A 15165-nucleotide genomic window follows, 5' to 3' on the forward strand; every position below is an offset into this window, starting at 1 on the left:
TGAGCCTCAGCGGAAACGTTGGGGCAGGGCCTCGGCAAAGGGATAGAAGTCGAACCACGGTTTGGCTTCTTCGATCACCCGACTGAACGACGGGCGCTGCACCAGCCGTTCGAAATAGGCGCTCAGGCGCGGTTGTTCGGCGGCAAACGGCACCAGCGTGCTGGCGTAGAACAGGGCCGGCGCGGCGGAGCAATCGGCCAGGCTGAAATCCGCGCTGGCGATCCATTCGCGGTCCGCCAGTTGTTGTTCAAGCATGCCGTACGCCGTGGCCAGCAGCGCCCGCTGACTGCTCAGGTCGCCATTGGCGGACTGGATGCGGTCGGCGACGATCTGCTGCATCGGCGTCATCACGTAATGGTCGAAAAACCGGTCCCAAAGACGCACGTCCAGCGCGGTCTCCCAGTCTTCGGGAATCAGTCGCTGCGACTGCCCCGGTTGATGATCCAGGTACTCGATGATCACGCTCGATTCCGGCACCGTGCGCTGGCGCACGTGATCGCGCAACACCGGGAATTTGACCAGCGGCCACAGCGCCTGAAGCTCGGCCCGCTCGGCTTCGCTGGACAGATCGATCAGGCGTTTCTCGAAGGCGACGCCGTGTTCGTAGAGGGCGATCAGCGCTTTGTGGCAGTAGGACGACAACGGGTGGTAATAGAGGGTCAAGTCCATCGTTCAACACCTCGATGAGGGGGAATGGCGTTACTCAGGTATAGCGCGCCTGCGCACCGCCACGCATTTGATTTCCACCAGCAACCCCGGGTGAGCCAGTTCGCTGACGCCGATGCAGGTCCAGGCACAGAAGCCTTTGGGGAATACGCGGTTTTTCACTTCGCGAAACACCGGCATGTGTTGGCTCATGTCGACGTGATAGGTGGTCATCTCCACCACATCGTCGAAGGTGCAGCCACCGGCCTTCAGCACTTCGGCGAGGTTTTCCCAGGCACGGATGAACTGTTGCTCGGGGTCTTCGATGACTTTCAAATCAACCGTCCGGCCTACCTGACCGGCGCAGTAAAGCGTATCGCCGACCATAACCGCCGGCGCGTAACCGGCGCGTTCGACGATGGGTTTCATGGAGTCGGGGATGATGATTTTGCGATCGGGCATCGTGTTTACCTTCAATGACGGATTTCAACGACCGTGCGCGGCCGCTGCCAACTGCTCGGTATCCACTCGCACAAATACTGAATCGCCCACCGCCGTCAGCACACCCCCGGCGTAGACCTCGCAGATCACCCGGGTCTTGCGCCCGACTTCGCCGTCGACTCGGGCCTTCAGCGTCAACGGCAGACCCATTGGCGTCGGTTTGATGAACTTGATGCCGAGGTTGCCGGTGACGCAGTTGATGCGCGGCAGGCTTTCGGCTTCACGTTGCTCGGCCCGGTAGTGATAAGCCATCGCGGTCCAGTTGGAGTGGCAGTCCACCAGCATCGCGATCAGGCCGCCGTAGACCAGCTCCGGCCAGCCGCAGTATTTGGCTTCGGGCACGTGCTCGGCCATGACGTGCACGCCGTCCTCGTGCCAGAAACTCTTGATGTGCAAACCGTGCGGGTTGCTGCTGCCGCAGCCAAAGCAGACGCCCTCGGGGGCGGCGGTATCTTGCAGGGAGGTGTCGTGGGACATGCCGGGGTCATCCTTAAACTGTTAGCCGAACCGGGCGGATTCTAACCCTGAATAAAGGACGCAGCTCGAGCAATGCGATTGTTCGCTCAGGCGGTACGGGTCTGGGCGAGCCGTCAGATCAACAACCCCAGCGTATCGCGGCGCACTAGGTGCGCTGCGCCAGGTTGCGTTGAAACTCTTCGAAGCTACAGGGCAGCGTCGTGGCTTTGCGTTTTTTCGACTTGTCGCGCTCGTCCGGCAGTTGATCGCTCAGTTCCCAGACCTCGAGCATCTTGGCGTATTCGAAGGCGTGGCGCGGGTCGATCTGAATCCACTGCTGGAACGCCTGGCGTTCGTCGGGCGTGCAGGTTTCGTCTTGCAGGCGCAGGCACCAGTGCGCCGCTTGCGTCAGGATTTCATCATCTGCGTCGTTCATTGACGGGTTCCAGAAGGGGCGAAGACTGCAGTTTACGTGGGTGCTTGCAAAAAAAACGTCAAAGCACCGAAAGGATTTAGTCGGCAGTCACGGACAGAACGCGCGCGTGCCGGACAGATCGCGCCGCCATTTACGCTTTTCGAAGAATTGCCATATTCAGTCACATTTCATTGTAGATAGTGGGCAGCCCAACCGGTTTCCAATGAGGCTGCATCGTGTTTCCACGTCTTCTGTGTTCGCTGTCCGTATTGAGTCTGTCCATCGCCGCCGCCCACGCGGCCGACCTTGATACCCCGCGCCTGAAAGGCATCGACAACTTCCGCGATATCGCCGGTATCACCACCGCTTATTCCACGGCCCATGACGGAACGATGCGCGCTGGTGTGTTCTACCGCTCCAACGCGCTGACGCCGACAGCGTCGGACCTGGCGACCCTCAACGGTCTGGGGATCAAGGCCGTATACGACCTGCGCACCCCCAGCGAAATCGCCGGCACGCCGGACACGATGATCAGCGGGGCGACCTACCAGAACATCGACATCATCGGCGCCACCACGTCGGGCGCGAACATCACCACGGTCTCGTTCAAAAGCGCGGCCGATGCGACTGCGATGATGCAGGAGACCAACCGCGCCTTTGTCAGCGACGCCGGCATGCGCGGGCAGTTGGGTGTGCTGTTCAACGAACTGGCCGGTGTCGACGGCGCCGCGCTGTTCCATTGCACCGCCGGCAAGGACCGCACTGGCTGGACGGCCGCCGTGCTGCAAAGCATCGCCGGGGTCGACAACGCGACGATCATGAGCAACTACCTGGCGACCAACGACTACACCGCCGACCGCGTGGCCAAGACCCTGGCGATGATGCCGCCGAGCATGGCGGCGATCTACGCGCCGCTGCTGGGCGTCGAGGCGAGTTATCTGCAAGCGGGCCTGGATCAGGTGACCGCGCAATACGGCAGCATGGACAACTACCTCAAGCAGGGGCTGGGTCTGTCCCAGGAAACCATCTATGTGCTGCGCGGCAAAATGGTCGAGTACAACAGCCTGCCCGGTCAGGCAGGGCTGATCGGCAACGCCGCCGCTGGCGCGCAACTGTTGCAGGAATTGCAGAACAGCAAACTCTCGGGCACTTACAGCGCCTACAACTACTACCTGCAATCGGCCATCGACGCCGGCACTCTGGGCGGTGTCGAGTCCACGGTCGGCGGTCAGGTACATGCGGATGCCGCCAGTTACCTGCTGCGTCAGAACGCAATGATCGAACAAGCCGCCGCGCCGTTTGCCAGCGGCACTGACCTCAAGGTCGGTCAATACCGCTTGTGGAGCACCGCGCTCGCCGGTTACCTCGGCACCGACGGCTCGGCCCATGCGCAAAGCAGCAACGAACACAGCCAAGGCCTGATGGTTGGCGTCACCCAGCGCTTCTCCGAACAATTCAGCGCTCGCGGCGGCATCGGTTACAGCAAAGGCACTGTCGGCGGGGCAGGCGGCGAGGCCGATACCGATTTCACCTTCCTCGACCTTGGCGCTCGTTATGGCTTCACCAGCCTGGAACGTGGCCTGTTTGTCGACGCCAACCTCAGCGCCGGTCATGTCGACTACGACAGCAAACGCGACCTCGGCGGCGGCCTCGGTTCGGCGAAGGGCGACACCCACGGCAACCTCAGCGGCGCCACGTTGGCACTCGGTTATCGGATGCCGCTGAACACTGTGATTCTGGAGCCGAGCCTCGGCGTGCGCGTCAGCCGTCTGGACTTGTCGGGCTTTCAGGAGAAGGGCAGCGAATTGGCCCTTAATGTCGATGACATTCAGGAAACCCGCCGCAGTGCGGTGGTCAATCTCGACGTTTCGTTCGCCCCGATGCCGATGGGTGCGTGGCAACTGGTGCCGGGCGTGCGGGTCGGTTACGAGCGTGTGCTGGGCGATCATCAGGTCGATAGCGAAGGGCATCTGCTGGGACTGGATATCCAACAGCGCGCGGCGTTCGACAACCGCGACCAGTTCAGCGGCGGCGTCAACCTCATGGCCAACCTGGGCGCCCTCAGTCTGGGCGCTGAAGCCGGTGCCAGCGGTGGCGGTGACAGCCACGGTTTCAGCGGCGGGCTCAAGGCCAGTTATCAGTTCTGACCAACCTGAAGGTGAAGAAAAAGGACTGCCTCAGCGCAGTCCTTTTCGCATTTCTGCAGGGCTCACGCCGTAGGCATCCTGAAAGTACTGGCAGAACCGGCCGACGTTGCTGAACCCGAATTGCAGGGCCACGTCGGTCACCGATGATGATGGGCCTTGCTTCAATGCATCACAGGCACGCTCCAGCCTGACCTGTCGCTGGTACGCGACAATCGAGGTGCCGACGAACCGCCGGAAGCCTTCCTGCAACGCCCGCAGGCTGACGTTTACCAGCCCCGCCAGATCCGTTCCGCTGACCATCTGCTCGGGATGCGCCTGAATGTATTCGATGGCCTGTTTCACATGCCGTGGCGTGATCTGCGCCTCGGGGCGGCGCAAGGCCTCGCTGAAGTTGTGCGGCCAGGCTTCCAGTACCGCGTCCACCAGCATCTCCCGCAGCCGCGACGGCATCAGCGAACCAGCGTTCAACAACAGATCGAATTCAGTGCCGGTGGCCAGATCGATCAGCGCACGAATGCCCTGAAACGCCGGGCTGTTCAGATCCACCCTCGGCTCGAAATGCAGCTTGTGCACGATCGGTCGGCCCAGCAGTGACGAAAGCCGTTCGGTGAACGCCGCACGGCTGATCGACATGCCGTGCTGGGCGTGATTGTCGACGAAACGCATCGAACGCAGATCCGCCTTGTCGATGGCCAGCCCGATGTGCGGCAGACCCAGGGATTCGGCCGAGTCGTTGAAGATGATCCGGCCGGCGGTGGGAATCACGAAGGTAATTTCGTCGTAGGGCTCGGGGAACGCCACGGTGAAATCGCCCCGGTAATGCATGCGCCGGAAACTCACCCCATCGTGCCGCCCGTAGACGCCGCCGATGATGATGTCCTTGGGCGGCGGCGGGGTGTCGCCATAACGATTGCCGAACATGCGGGAGAACAGCGCGCCGAAGTCGTCGCAGGACATATCGGCGGATCTGAGGATGATGGTCTGGCGCGTCGGGCTTGAGTACACCGGGAAGGTCACCTTGGCAGTCGGGGCAAAGAGGCGCGAAGACGTTAGCAACCAAGAGTGACAGCGACATGACACAAACGGATTACGTGGCTTGCCAGTGAGCCTTCAAGAAGTCGATGAACACCTTCACCTTGCGCGTATTGCGCCGATGCGCCTGATACAGCACGTAGATCCACGGGCCGAAGGCGCTGGGTTCGCGCCAGTATTCGGGCATCAACTCCACCAGTTCGCCCCGGGCGAGATACGGCGCGGCGCTCCACTGCGGGAGAAATTGCAGGCCTTGCCCGTCCAGCAGGCAGGCCAGCAGGAAATCGTAATTGTCACTGGCAATGCGCGGGATTGGTTGGGTCATGCGCAGGCGTCGTTCGCCTTGCTTGACCCACCAGAAGTGCCGGTTGAGCAGCGGGTGGCGGAAGATCAGCCAGTCGTGCTGGTGATAGTTGTCCAGTGACACATCGCTGCCCTTGCGCGCCAGATAGGCCGGGCTGGCGCAGAGCTGCACGCGGTTCTCCACCAGCGGCTGAGCGATCACCCCCGGCAGATCGATCGGCCCGTCACGCAGCGCCAGGTCGTAGCTGCCATCGACCGGGTCGTCGTAGTTGTCGCTCAGATCCACTTCCAGATTGACCTGCGGGTGTTCGTTCAGAAAGCGGCAGCACACCTGATTGAGAAAGGCCGGGGCAAAGGAGGGCGGGGCGATGATGCGCAACTCGCCGCGCAATTCGTGTTTGAGCTGTTCGACGCCTTCGCTGGCCAGTTGCAGTTGCAACAGCGCCTGACGCGCGCCTTCCAGATAGATCCGCCCGGCTTCGGTCAGTGCCATGCGTCGAGTGGTGCGGTCGAACAGGCGGCTGCCGAGTTCCTCTTCCAGTTGCGCCACGGCTTTGGTCAGGGCAGACGGCGTGTTGCCGAGCACCTCGGCGGCACGGCTGAAGTTACCGTGCTCGGCGGTGGCGACGAACATGGTCAGGGCGCTCATTTTGTCCATTGATCTATTCCTGATGGGCACAGAAGTTGTGCGTGAGACGGCATTCAGTTATCCGGCGGGCTTGGCTAATCTGGCCTCAGCCTAACAAAAATAACGAGAACGCTCATGAAGCAGCTTCTGACCCTGATGGTGTCGTCCGCACTGGCCTGTGCCTCGCTGGAAAGTCTGGCGGCAACCGATCTGATCCTGCACAACGCAAAGATCTACACCGCCGAACCCGGGCAGCCGTTGCAGCAGGCCGTCGCCATCGACGGTGACAAGATGGTGGCGGTCGGCTCGGATGCGCAGGTGCTGCGCCTCAAGACTTCTGGCACTCGATTGATCGATCTGGGCGGCAAAGTGGTGATGCCCGGTTTCATCGACTCCCATTCCCACACCATCAAGGGCGGCCTGCAGATGCTTCAGGCCAATCTCGACGGGCAGATGCTGCCGCTCGATAAACTGGAATCGCGCTTGCGCCAATGGCGTGAGGACGGCAAGGCCTGGCGCGGCGAATTCCTCAGCGTCGGCGGATTACCCTCGACCTACTGGAGCCAGACTGGCGCACTGGAGCAGCGTTTCAATCAGGGCGAGTGGGCTGATCAGCCGCTGTTGCTGCTGGGCTGGGACCTGCACACCGGGTGGGCCAATCGGGCGATGCTTAAACGCGCCGGCATCGACGCGGCGCGCATCCAGGCGCTCAAACCCGAAGAGAAAGACACCCTCGGTCATCATCCCAACGGACAGCCGAACGGTTTTATGGTGGATGCCGGGCTCTACCCGGTGCAGGCCCTGTTGCCACCGCCGACCGATGAAGCGCTGCTGGCGGGTGGGCGCGCCGCGCTGAATTACTACAAAAGCCTCGGAATTACCGGGTGGATGGATCCGCTGGCCAACGAACTGCCCGGCGCCGACGTGAAAAACGACTCGCTCGGCGTGCTGCCGACGTACAAGAAGCTTTCGGAAAACGGCGAACTCACCGCTCACGTCGCCGCATTGCTGATGGCCGATTCGAAGGCTACACCCGCCGATCTCGATGAACTGGACAAGGTCCGCCAACAGTTCCTCGGCGTGCACAACCTGACGTTGCCGGGCATCAAGGTGTTCGCCGACGGCGTGGCCGAATCGCCTGCGCAAAGCGCAGCGATGCTTGAACCTTACAAGAACTCGAAAAAATCCGGCGAGCTGCTGATCGACCCGGCGCACTTTGGTGAACTGGTCAGCGCCGCCGACGCCCGTGGCTGGCTCGTCCACATCCACGCCATCGGCGACCGCGCGGTGCGCGAATCACTCAATGGCATCGAGCAGGCGCGCAAGGATCGCCAGAGCGGCATTGCCCATTCGATCACCCACCTGCAGATGGTCAACCCGAAAGAATTCGCCCGGTTCAAGGCGCTGAACGTCATCGCGTCGATGCAGATGTATTGGGCCAGCGCTGATGAATCGAGCATGGATCTGGTCAAACCGTACGTCAGCGCCATGGCCTTCATGTACACCTATCCGGCGCGTTCGCTGCTCAAGCAGGGCGCGACCATCGCCGGCGCCAGCGACTGGCCGATCACCACGCCCGAACCGTGGAAAGCGATTTACCAGGCCGTCAGCCGCAAGGGCCCGAAAGGCGTGCTCAACGCCGCCGAAGACATCGATCGTCAGGTCATGTTCCAGGCCTACACCCTGAACGCGGCAAAGGTTCTGCGTCTGGAAGACAGCATCGGCTCGCTCAAACCCGGCAAACAGGCCGACCTGATCGTCCTCGACCGGGACGTGTTCACGGTCGCCCCCGAAGCCTTGCGCGACACCCAGGTCCTCAGCACCTGGTTCGCCGGCCGTGAAATCTATCGCCGCCAGCCGTAAGCCGCACTCCGATTACAACGCCAAAAAAAGGAAGACTTTTCGTGAACCTTCATTGCTTCGTCACCGACACCCGCAACCCGCAAACTCGTGGGCACCAGATCGGTGACGCCTTCAGCGCACAGATTCGCCAGACCGTTGCGCTGTATCTCGACTTCTTCAACCAGCTCGACATCCCGCCACAGCAAGTGCGCGCCATCGGCGACGCCAGCCTCAAAGCTCTGGAAGACTGGAGCCCGGCGCTGGCCGAGGAGATCATCGCCACGGCCGAAGGCGCGGATTTGCCGCTGTGGCAACTCGCGGCCCTGAATGCCCGCACCGAAATCCTCGCCGTAATGCCGTCCACTGAAGGCGAATGCTCGACCGCCGTCTTCGCCCCTCATGGCCCGCAAGCACCGAAAACCATCCAGACCTGGGACTGGCACGACACGCTGGTGCCTAACGGCCTGATCCTGCAACTGACCACCGACGCCGGGATGACCGTCAAGCTGTTCACCGAGTTCGGCATGCTCGGCAAGATCGGCGTGAACAGCGCCGGCCTCGGGCTGCACTTCAACATTCTTCACCACGCCAGTGACAACGGCACCGTCGGTGTGCCGGTGCATGCAATTGCGCGGCGGATTCTGGAGCAGGCGCACAGTGTGGAAGAGGCCATCGAGTTGGCGCGTTCGGCGCGGGTCAGTGCGTCTACGGTGCTGACCGTGTTCTCTCGCGAAGACTCGAAAATCCGCGCCTGCAGCATCGAAATGTCGCCTGCCGCCACTGCCGTGGTGCTGCCGAACGCCGAAGGCTGGATCACCCACACCAACCATTTCCTCGACCCGGACCTGAGCGCTGGCGAACGCACGCCGGACGCCTCGACCACCTACGCCCGTATCGACCACGTGAACGCTTTGCTGAGCGGTATGACCGAGGGCGACCTGATTCGCCGGGCCGATGCCATGTGCGGCGCCGCCGGCGAAGAGGCACCGATCTGCTTCCACCCCGACCTGAGCATGCCGGCCACCGAGCGCTGGGAAACCTTGCTGACCATCGGCATCGACACCGAGCAGTGCGTGCTCGAATACGCCGCCGGCAACCCGAAACAGCTGGCCCGCAACGGTTACCAGCGTTTCTGAAACCCTGAAGCAACGCCCCGAAAAACAACAACAAGAGGAGCACCCCACATGGCCAGTCACCCAGCACGCACGGCGGGTTCACCGTCGGCGCTGAGAACCTTCTTCGTCTCCGGCATGGGCACCGCCCTGGAGTTTTATGACTTCGTGATTTACGGGATCGCCGCCGCGCTGGTGTTCCCGAAGGTGTTTTTTCCGCAGATGGACCCGCTCACCGCCACCCTCGTAGCCTTCGGTGCGTTCGGCGCAGGGTTCTTCGCCCGGCCGTTGGGTGGCGTGGTGTTCGGGCATTACGGCGACAAACTCGGGCGCCAGAAAATGCTGGTCATCACCTTGTTGTTGATGGGGCTCAGCACCTTTCTGATCGGCTGCTTGCCGGGTTACGCCACCCTCGGCGCGGGTGCGCCAGCGTTGCTGGTGCTATTGCGACTGGTGCAGGGTTTTGCCGCCGGGGGCGAGTGGGGCGGGGCCGCGTTGTTCGGCATCGAATCCGCGCCCGTGGGTCGTCGAGGGTTGTGGGGCAGTTTCACCAGCATGGGCATCGGCATCGGCGGGATTCTCGGCTCGGCGGTGTTTGCGGTGGTCAGCGTGGCGGCCAACGATGACCTCGCCGGTTTTGCCTGGCGGATTCCGTTCTGGCTGGGCGGCGTGCTGGTGCTGATCGGGCTCTATGCGCGGTTGCAGAAACCGCCGCAGTTGCTCAAAGAACCAAACGTCCACGGGCGCATGCCGTTGATTGAAGCGTTGCGTGCGCGACCTCGGGCCATGCTGCTGTGCACCGGCATTGCGTTTGGCTACGTGACCATCGCCTACATCGGCAGCACGTTCTTTCTGTCCTACGCCACACAACTGGGCTATGGCAGCACCGATGCATTGATTTTCGACATCGCGCTGTCCGTCGCCATCGTCATCACCGCGCCGCTGTTTGCCTTGCTTTCCGACCGGATTGGTCGGCGCAAAGTGATGATCCTCGGGGCGTTCATCATGGCGGTCGGATTCTTTGTTTTCTTCCCGCTGGTGGGTTTGAAAAGTTTGCTGGTGTCCACATTCGCTTACATCGTGATCGGTGCTTTCATGGGCGCGACACAAGGGCCGATTCCGGCGTTTCTCGCCGAGCAGTTCCCACGGGACATGCGTTATTCAGGGATGTCGGCGGCGTACCAGATCGGTGCTGCGCTGGGTGGCGGGACGGCGTCGAGTGCGGCCACGGCCATTCTGATCGCCAACAACCACGATGCGTTTGGCGTTGCCGTTTACGGGGCGGTGGCACTGGGGATCGTGGCGGTCTGCTCGTTCTTCCTCAAGGAGACCGCGCATTTGAGCCTGGAGGAAATCGACGCGCCGGTGACGGTTGCTCCAACCATCCCGCCTGCGGTGCAACGCTGGGAAACGCGGTGAGGCGGGCGCCGCCCGCTTACTTGCAGAAGCGGACGGCGCTCAATCCTCAGGTGTGATGGATGTCGCGATCCTTGGTTTCAGGCATGAAGAAGATCCCGAGAATCGCCGTCATCACCGCAATCACGATCGGGTACCACAAGCCGTAGTAGATATCCCCGGTAGCCGCGACCATCGCAAACGCCACGGTCGGCAGGAACCCGCCGAACCAGCCGTTGCCGATGTGGTACGGCAGCGACATCGAGGTGTAGCGGATGCGCGCCGGGAACAGCTCGACCAGCCATGCCGCAATCGGGCCGTAGACCATGGTCACGTAGATCACGAGGATGGTCAGCAGCAGCAAGACCATCGGGTAATTGGTCTTGGCCGGGTCGGCTTTTTCCGGGTAACCGGCTTCTTTCAGCGCGGTCGTGAGGCTGGCGGTGAAGGCGTCGTTGCGGGTCTTGAAGTCAGCGGCCGGCAGAGGCGTGCCTTCGAAGCTTTCGATGACCTTGTCGCCGATGCGCACCTGGGCCACGGTGCCCGGTTCCGCCACCACGTTTTCGTACGGGATCGCCCGTTTGGCCAGGATGGTTTTCGCCAGATCGCAGGAACTGGTGAATTTGGCCTTGCCCACCGGATCGAACTGGAACGAGCACTGGTCGGGGTTGGCGATCACCTTGACCGGGTTCTTCTCCTGGGCGATGAACACGTCGGGGTTACCGTACTGAGTCAGCGCGTGGAAGATCGGGAAGTAGGTCACCGCCGCCAGAATGCACCCGGCCATGATGATGCCCTTGCGCCCGATGCGGTCGGACAGGCTGCCGAAAATCACGAAGAACGGCGTACCGATCAGCAGTGAACCGGCGATCAGCAGGTTGGCGGTCTGCGGGTCGATCTTCAGAGTTTGCAGCAGGAAAAACAGTGCGTAGAACTGCCCGGTGTACCAGACCACCGCTTGGCCGGCGGTGCCGCCGAGCAGGGCCATGATCACGATTTTCAGGTTGTCCCAACGGGCGAAGGACTCAGTCAGCGGCGCTTTCGACGCCTTGCCTTCGGCCTTCATCTTCATGAACACCGGCGACTCGCTCAGTTGCAGGCGGATGTACACCGACACCGCCAGCAGCAGGATCGACAACAGGAACGGAATCCGCCAGCCCCAGGCCTCGAACGCCTCGGTGCCCAGTGCCGTGCGGCAGGCCAGAATCACCAGCAGCGACAGAAACAGCCCCAGCGTCGCGGTGGTCTGAATCCACGAAGTGAAGAACCCGCGTTTGCCCTTCGGCGCATGCTCGGCCACATACGTCGCCGCGCCGCCGTACTCACCGCCCAGCGCCAGACCTTGCAGCAGCCGCAGGGTAATCAGAATGATCGGCGCCGCGACCCCGATGGTCGCGTAACCCGGAAGGAACCCCACAATCGCCGTCGACACACCCATGATCACGATCGTGATCAGAAACGTGTGCTTGCGCCCGATCATGTCGCCCAATCGCCCGAACACAATCGCCCCGAACGGCCGCACCGCAAAGCCTGCGGCGAAGGCGAGCAGGGCGAAGATGAACGCCGTGGTCTCGTTCACCCCGGCAAAGAAGTGCTTGGCGATGATCGCGGCGAGTGAGCCGTACAGGTAAAAGTCGTACCACTCGAACACCGTGCCGAGGGACGACGCAAAAATCACCTTGCGCTCCTCGCGGCTGATGCTGTGGTTGGTGGGCGGCGCGCTGCCGGTGGACATGCTGTCGAGTACTGCCATGGGTGTTCTCCGTCGTGCTTGTTTTTGTAGGCCGGAGCACTTCATCAACGTCGCGTACCCGAGGCCTGTGGCGGATGCCGTATCAGGTGTTTCGTGGAGCGTGCACAGAATCACCGCCCCGCGCGGGAGAGCGGGGTTTCATTGAGCATAATTGGGATTGGGGGGATATCCAGTGGCGGGGATTGATCGACTGATGCAGGGGCGGCAGGAGAGACCCGCCGCCAAGGGTTTTATTCCGTCGGCACAACGTTATCCAGCACCTGATTCACCGCCAGTTCCGCCAGCATCACGATCTGCGCGATGCCTTGCGCGGTTTTGCGGTGGGGGCCTTCGAGGAGGTCGACGAAGTTGTTGAGCATGACGTTGGCCGAGCCCAGGGTTTCGACGGCGTCGGCGAGCAGGGATTCGGTGTTGCTGGCCGGGTTGGCCTGGTAGAGGCGGTTGGGGTAGTAGGGAGCGGCCATCATGTGGGCTGATATTGGGCCGAGGTGGTAGTCGAGGGCGCGGTTGGCGGCTTCGTTGAATCTCTTGGAGTCAGGACATTCGTAGGGGGAGGTTGGGTCGGTGATGCTGGCCGGTTCGGTGACCGGAGGGTTTGGAGTCGGTTTGATCATTTTCAGGTTCCGAAATGATGCTGAAACCGCTTCTCTGCTAAAAGAAGGGTGGCAGCTGGACGCAGGTTAGCAGACCGGGGAACCTAAGGAAGCCGGCGCGCCGAAGCGCCCTGCGTACAGCCGCCATCAAGTGCAGGCATGGAACCTGATTGATAGTGCACGTACGACCTTAGGTTGACCACGGGCTGCTAAACCCGATCACTGGAAATCAGTGACCCGATCCAAGTTACCGGCCGACCCCAAGGCGCACAAGCCGGCGGATTCTGGCGTAGCGGTAGGCTCTGGCGCAAGGATTTGTAGGCATCCGGACGCATTCCGACATGTCTTTAAACGGCGCGATCCAAACCTGTTTATCGACCATCACCCAACGAGGAGAAGCCTGACGCTTTACGCCTCCAGCCCATTCGTCGCCAGCCTCGCACTCATCACGCCGACGCTCGCTCAAAAGCTGCATGACCAAAACCATCAGCGCCGAAGACTTGCATATGACCCTCCACCCGTTGAGCGAATCAGCCCTGTTCAAATGGCTACTCGCCAGTTTCCTGATGGGCAAACGAATCCAGGCCGAGATTGCCGCCGAAGCCTACCGAGTAATAGTCGACCAACACCAACGCGATACACCGCGCAAACTCGGCCATTGCACTCACCGTGAACTGGTGCGGATGCTCGGCCAGGCGCATTACGTGCGTTACGACGAAACCACCGCCGAGCGCCTGCTCGCGCTGGCTACCAAATTGAATGACGAGTATGCCGGGCGCGTAATGAACATGGTCGAGGCGAGCGCCGACCTCCAGGATTTCGAAAAGCGTTTGCAAGCCTTCGACGGCATCGGCCCGAAAACCGTTGAAATCTTCATGCGCGAAGCGGGCAAGGTGCTGTTTTGAGTGCGTCGGCGATCTTCATCGGCTGCGCGGGTTGGAGCCTGCCCCGCGAATACTGGCCGTCATTCCCGGAGCAGGGCACCCACCTGCAACGCTATGCCGCACACCTCAATGGCGTGGAAATCAACAGTTCCTTCTACCGTCCGCACAAACCCCAAACCTACACCCGATGGGCCGAGTCGGTGCCGGACGGATTTCGCTTTTGCGTGAAGCTGCCCAAGTCGATCAGCCATGAGCGGCGCCTGCGGGACTGCGAGCGTGAGCTCGATGCATTTCTTGAACAGTGCGCGGGGCTGGGCGATCACCTGGGTTGCCTGCTGCTGCAGTTGCCGCCGTCGCTGGCGTTCGACGAAGCACTTGCAGAGGCCTTTTTAGTCGCATTGCGCCAACGTTATTCCGGGGCTCTGGTGGTTGAGCCGCGCCACGAGTCCTGGGCCGCCGCCGAACTGTTGTTGATGGCGTATCGCATCGCGCAAGCGGTGGTCGATCCTTCGCGAATCAGCACCGATGCGGCTCCGCGCGGCTGGCCCAGCGTGCGTTATTGGCGGCTGCACGGTTCGCCACGCATCTATTACAGCCCCTATGACTCGGCGTATCTGGAAAAGCTCGCCAGCGATTTGCGGGTGGCGGCTGTCGATGGCGTCGACACCTGGTGCATCTTCGACAACACCGCCAGCGGCGCGGCAATCGGCAATGCGCTGGAACTGCGGCGGATACTGGCGCACAGCTGACACTCGATGTCTGGTCTTCCAACCAGCGAGCGTGTCTGTAAACTGGCCGCCCGAAACGGCGCGCGATGGCGCCGTCCTCACTGCCAGCGAAGGACTTTCCCATGGCCAACCAAGACATCACCTACACCCCGGATCCGGATGCAGACTCGATCTCTTCGGACGTGACCGAATTCAACGGCATCCTGATGTCGACCCAGATTCCGACCCGCGCCGACGGCAGCCTGGAACTGGGCGACGTCACCGCGCAAAGCGAATGCACGTTGCAGGCGCTGAAAGTGGCGCTGGAAAAGGCCGGCAGTTCGATGGACCGCGTGCTGCACCTGACCATTTACCTGACCGACATGGCTGATCGCGCTGCGTTCAACGAGGTGTACAAGCGCTTCTTCGCCAAGCCTTGGCCGGTGCGCGCAGCGGTGGGTGTGGCGGCGCTTGCGGTGGAAGGGATGAAAGTGGAAGTGACTGCGATGGCCGCCAAGGCCTGACCCGCGTAATGATCGTTCCCACGCTCCGCGTGGGAATGCCTCCATGGACGCTCTGCGTCCTGCCGTGGAAGGGACGCGGAGCGTCCCGGGCTGCATTCCCACGCGGAGCGTGGGAACGATCTGCGAACGGGCGGGTTGAAAACAGCCACCCGGCAGCACAGGCGTGCCGCCCACGCGTTTCGCGGCTACAATGCGCGCCTCGACCGTGACAGCCTGACTAAAAAAACA

The 15165-nt window shown here is 62.0% G+C and carries 15 protein-coding genes; 7 read left to right on the top strand and 8 right to left on the bottom strand.

All coding sequences use genetic code 11. From position 1 onward, the window contains the following. Positions 1-6 precede the first annotated feature (6 nt). The 4 genes from LOY31_RS12660 to LOY31_RS12675 all read right to left on the bottom strand — a co-directional run bounded on the left by LOY31_RS12660 (position 7) and on the right by LOY31_RS12675 (position 2038). Positions 7-669 (bottom strand): glutathione S-transferase family protein, encoded by a 663-nt coding sequence (locus tag LOY31_RS12660; RefSeq protein ID WP_221535172.1) that lies wholly within the window; start codon positions 667-669, stop codon positions 7-9. Positions 670-699: 30 nt separating this feature from the next. Continuing rightward, positions 700-1107, bottom strand: a complete 408-nt coding sequence (locus tag LOY31_RS12665) for a RidA family protein (RefSeq protein WP_221535173.1) — start codon at positions 1105-1107, stop codon at positions 700-702. A 24-nt stretch (positions 1108-1131) separates the two neighbouring features. Then, positions 1132-1623, bottom strand: coding sequence for a PaaI family thioesterase (locus tag LOY31_RS12670; RefSeq protein ID WP_221535174.1), 492 nt, complete (start codon positions 1621-1623; stop codon positions 1132-1134). A gap of 145 nt (positions 1624-1768) precedes the next feature. After that, positions 1769-2038: a DUF4880 domain-containing protein gene (locus LOY31_RS12675; RefSeq protein ID WP_085604639.1), complete on the bottom strand. Its 270-nt coding sequence runs from the start codon at positions 2036-2038 to the stop codon at positions 1769-1771. A 215-nt stretch (positions 2039-2253) separates the two neighbouring features. Between LOY31_RS12675 and LOY31_RS12680 the strand changes: the two genes are divergently transcribed. After that, the gene (locus tag LOY31_RS12680; protein WP_258713405.1) at positions 2254-4164 is read left to right on the top strand and encodes a tyrosine-protein phosphatase; all 1911 of its coding nucleotides are present in this window, start codon (positions 2254-2256) and stop codon (positions 4162-4164) included. A 30-nt stretch (positions 4165-4194) separates the two neighbouring features. Here the strand turns inward: LOY31_RS12680 and LOY31_RS12685 are convergent, their stop codons facing one another. Beyond that, positions 4195-5169, bottom strand: a complete 975-nt coding sequence (locus LOY31_RS12685) for an AraC family transcriptional regulator (RefSeq protein WP_221535176.1) — start codon at positions 5167-5169, stop codon at positions 4195-4197. Between the two features lie 82 nt (positions 5170-5251). Beyond that, a complete protein-coding gene (locus LOY31_RS12690; RefSeq protein ID WP_221535177.1) occupies positions 5252-6157 on the bottom strand; it encodes a LysR family transcriptional regulator in 906 nt (301 codons plus the stop codon). A gap of 105 nt (positions 6158-6262) precedes the next feature. Between LOY31_RS12690 and LOY31_RS12695 the strand changes: the two genes are divergently transcribed. From LOY31_RS12695 to LOY31_RS12705, 3 genes are read left to right on the top strand one after another with little or no spacing between them, the layout of a single operon-like run. Next, complete coding sequence (locus LOY31_RS12695) at positions 6263-7990, top strand: amidohydrolase (RefSeq protein WP_221535178.1); 1728 nt, start codon at positions 6263-6265, stop codon at positions 7988-7990. 41 nt (positions 7991-8031) lie between these two features. After that, on the top strand, positions 8032-9105 hold the full coding sequence (locus LOY31_RS12700) for a C45 family peptidase (protein WP_221535179.1): 1074 nt from the start codon (positions 8032-8034) through the stop codon (positions 9103-9105). Positions 9106-9153: 48 nt separating this feature from the next. Continuing rightward, positions 9154-10500 (top strand): MFS transporter, encoded by a 1347-nt coding sequence (locus LOY31_RS12705; RefSeq protein WP_221535180.1) that lies wholly within the window; start codon positions 9154-9156, stop codon positions 10498-10500. Positions 10501-10546: 46 nt separating this feature from the next. Here LOY31_RS12705 and LOY31_RS12710 read toward each other — a convergent pair whose 3' ends face one another. Next, the gene (locus LOY31_RS12710) at positions 10547-12229 is read right to left on the bottom strand and encodes an MFS transporter (protein ID WP_085604630.1); all 1683 of its coding nucleotides are present in this window, start codon (positions 12227-12229) and stop codon (positions 10547-10549) included. Positions 12230-12459: 230 nt separating this feature from the next. Further along, a complete protein-coding gene (locus LOY31_RS12715) occupies positions 12460-12843 on the bottom strand; it encodes a DUF6124 family protein (protein WP_085604627.1) in 384 nt (127 codons plus the stop codon). Between the two features lie 452 nt (positions 12844-13295). Between LOY31_RS12715 and LOY31_RS12720 the strand changes: the two genes are divergently transcribed. The 3 genes from LOY31_RS12720 to LOY31_RS12730 all read left to right on the top strand — a co-directional run bounded on the left by LOY31_RS12720 (position 13296) and on the right by LOY31_RS12730 (position 14937). Then, a complete protein-coding gene (locus LOY31_RS12720) occupies positions 13296-13727 on the top strand; it encodes a DNA methylase (RefSeq protein ID WP_258713406.1) in 432 nt (143 codons plus the stop codon). Continuing rightward, positions 13724-14455, top strand: coding sequence for a DUF72 domain-containing protein (locus tag LOY31_RS12725; RefSeq protein WP_258713407.1), 732 nt, complete (start codon positions 13724-13726; stop codon positions 14453-14455). The genes LOY31_RS12720 and LOY31_RS12725 overlap by 4 nt, the downstream gene beginning before the upstream one ends. Before the next feature lie 101 nt (positions 14456-14556). Continuing rightward, the gene (locus tag LOY31_RS12730; RefSeq protein WP_065261325.1) at positions 14557-14937 is read left to right on the top strand and encodes a RidA family protein; all 381 of its coding nucleotides are present in this window, start codon (positions 14557-14559) and stop codon (positions 14935-14937) included. Positions 14938-15165: the final 228 nt, after the last annotated feature.

It is taken from the genome of Pseudomonas sp. B21-021, assembly GCF_024749205.1.
GTDB classification, from domain to species: Bacteria; Pseudomonadota; Gammaproteobacteria; order Pseudomonadales; family Pseudomonadaceae; genus Aquipseudomonas; species Aquipseudomonas paraglycinae.

Coding starts and splice junctions, on each gene's coding strand:
- LOY31_RS12660 (WP_221535172.1), bottom strand. CDS start 669: ATGGACTTGACCCTCTATTACCACCCGTTGTCGTCCTACTGCCACAAA.
- LOY31_RS12665 (WP_221535173.1), bottom strand. CDS start 1,107: ATGCCCGATCGCAAAATCATCATCCCCGACTCCATGAAACCCATCGTC.
- LOY31_RS12670 (WP_221535174.1), bottom strand. CDS start 1,623: ATGTCCCACGACACCTCCCTGCAAGATACCGCCGCCCCCGAGGGCGTC.
- LOY31_RS12675 (WP_085604639.1), bottom strand. CDS start 2,038: ATGAACGACGCAGATGATGAAATCCTGACGCAAGCGGCGCACTGGTGC.
- LOY31_RS12690 (WP_221535177.1), bottom strand. CDS start 6,157: ATGGACAAAATGAGCGCCCTGACCATGTTCGTCGCCACCGCCGAGCAC.
- LOY31_RS12695 (WP_221535178.1), top strand. CDS start 6,263: ATGAAGCAGCTTCTGACCCTGATGGTGTCGTCCGCACTGGCCTGTGCC.
- LOY31_RS12705 (WP_221535180.1), top strand. CDS start 9,154: ATGGCCAGTCACCCAGCACGCACGGCGGGTTCACCGTCGGCGCTGAGA.
- LOY31_RS12710 (WP_085604630.1), bottom strand. CDS start 12,229: ATGGCAGTACTCGACAGCATGTCCACCGGCAGCGCGCCGCCCACCAAC.
- LOY31_RS12715 (WP_085604627.1), bottom strand. CDS start 12,843: ATGATCAAACCGACTCCAAACCCTCCGGTCACCGAACCGGCCAGCATC.
- LOY31_RS12720 (WP_258713406.1), top strand. CDS start 13,296: ATGACCAAAACCATCAGCGCCGAAGACTTGCATATGACCCTCCACCCG.
- LOY31_RS12730 (WP_065261325.1), top strand. CDS start 14,557: ATGGCCAACCAAGACATCACCTACACCCCGGATCCGGATGCAGACTCG.